At 37.9% G+C, this 2,124-nt stretch carries 2 protein-coding genes and 1 pseudogene; 1 reads left to right on the top strand and 2 read right to left on the bottom strand.

The window, feature by feature from the left end:
* A pseudogene (locus ACTHJT_RS03935) lies at positions 1-632 on the top strand (C25 family cysteine peptidase); the annotation flags it as partial.
* A 91-nt stretch (positions 633-723) separates the two neighbouring features.
* Here the strand turns inward: ACTHJT_RS03935 and ACTHJT_RS03930 are convergent.
* Entirely contained in the window at positions 724-1,209 is a 486-nt protein-coding gene (locus ACTHJT_RS03930; protein WP_440236501.1) for a dihydrofolate reductase, read from the bottom strand.
* On the bottom strand, positions 1,206-2,124 hold a 919-nt coding region (gene fmt, locus ACTHJT_RS03925; protein WP_440236500.1), incomplete at its 5' end, for a methionyl-tRNA formyltransferase. The genes ACTHJT_RS03930 and fmt, both read right to left, overlap by 4 nt.

The raw sequence follows: 2,124 nt of genomic DNA, 5'->3' as shown, positions 1-2,124 counted from the left end.
CATTGCGTGATAACAATAAATATCTTTTAATGACGGATCCTTCCAGTATTAAATTGTTTTTACAATATCCGGGGCAGACTGTCCCTGTTCAGATAACATCGACCAATCCGATAGTGCAGTCATGGAGTTTACAGCAATCGAAAACCAATACATTTATTGCAGAAATTAAGCCTGTAGGCTTACCCGATGGAACGTACATACTCAGTGTTCAAGGCCAGGATGCGACAGGAAATAAAGCCGGAAACAATACATATAAGATTACATTCAAGGTTGAAAATAAGCCAACCATTTCTTATTTCTATCCGTATCCGAATCCTTTCTCAACAAGCACACGCTTTGTATTTACCTTGTCAGGTACAACAGTTCCATCAGATCTGAAAATCCAGATTATGACCGTTTCAGGAATTGTGGTAAAAGAAATTTTTAAAGAAGAACTTGGGCCGATTCATATCGGTAATAATATTTCTGAATATGCATGGAACGGAACAGATCAATACGGAGACCGCTTAGCCAATGGCGTTTACCTGTACAGGGTAATCATCAAAGACGATACCCAAATCTTTGAGCATCGGGAGAATGCAGGTGATAAAGCATTTAAGCACGACTGGGGGAAGTTGTATATCCTTAGGTAGTTTGTCTTGCGGGGATTATTAGAATTAAAAAAACGAAATCTCCAAGGTTTTAAAAACCTTGGAGATTTAATTATAAAATGATCTCCAGTGATTATTTTTCGTACGTAATAAAAGAATATGAATAAAGATTTTTTTCATCCGGTGTATGATCTGCGTGCTCAATGATTTTCCAATCAGATGATAGTTCATTTAAAAAAGTATCACCTTCAAAATCCTGGTGAATGGTGGTAAGATATAATTTATTGCAGTTATCAATAGATTGTTTGATCAGGTCTGCACCACCAATTATAAAAGCTTCTGTTTCATTATTGCGTTCAGCAATTTTAAATGCTTCTTCCAGGGAATGTGCCATGGTACAACCTTCGTACTGTAAGTCTTTATTACGGGTAATAACAATACTTGTGCGTCCTGGTAAAGGCTTACCGATAGATTCATATGTTTTTCTGCCCATGATCATGTGGTGCCCCATGGTTATAGCTTTAAATCGTTTGAGATCTGCCGGTAAATGCCATGGCAGAGTATTGTTGATTCCGATGACACGGTTTTGAGATTGAGCAATAATAATAGAATGAATCATAATTTATTTCCTTTTAAGAAATCCTGAATAAGCATGCGTTTTTTTCCTTCCATTTGAATTTCAAGTAAGTTCAGCCAGCCGTCGGCGCACGCAATTTTTGCAAATGATTTATTATCTGAAACAATCGTTCCTGCTACAACATTTGTTGATTGTACAGTCGCTGATGCTTTAAATATTTTTATACTCTTGTCCTGATGAACAAACCAGGCGGAAGGAAAGGGATTCAAACCACGGATCAGGTTGTTGATGGCAATACATGATTTGTTCCAATCGATTAACCCGGTTTCTTTATAAATCTTTGGTGCATGTATGGGTGTACCTTGCTGCGGTATAGCCATATAATTTTCAGATTCAATCATGCGTACCGTTTTAAGTACCAGATCTGCACCGATTATTTTCAGTTTGTTATAAACGGTTTCAAATGTATCATCATTTTCTATTGCAATTTTTTCCTGCAACAAAATGTCGCCCGTATCGATTTGGTGTTTGAGAAAAAAAGTTGTACAGCCGGTTTCTTTCTCACCGTTAATAATGGCCCAATTGATAGGAGCAGCGCCCTGGTATTTCGGCAGTAATGAACCATGCAGATTAAATGTACCAACAGCAGGCATTTGCCAGATAATTTCAGGCAGCATGCGGAATGCAACGACAATAAATAAATTGGCCTGGTAAGATCTTAGTTCTTCTATGAAGGTCTCATCCTTCAGCTTTTCAGGCTGTAATACTGGTATGTTGTGTTTTAATGCAGATTCCTTTACAGCTAAATACTGAATCTTTAGTCCTCTGCCGGCAGGTTTATCCGGAGCAGTCACAACAGCGGCCACATCAAAGCCCTGTTCAATCAGTAATTCCATGCTGGGTACTGCAAATTCAGGCGTACCCATATATATAATCCGTAATTTCATAATATCAATG

This window comes from Cytophaga sp. (genome assembly GCF_051961495.1).
Classification (GTDB): domain Bacteria; phylum Bacteroidota; class Bacteroidia; order Cytophagales; family Cytophagaceae; genus Cytophaga.
This window is presented reverse-complemented; position numbering and strand designations above follow the sequence as displayed.

Coding starts and splice junctions, on each gene's coding strand:
- ACTHJT_RS03930 (WP_440236501.1), bottom strand. CDS start 1,209: ATGATTCATTCTATTATTATTGCTCAATCTCAAAACCGTGTCATCGGA.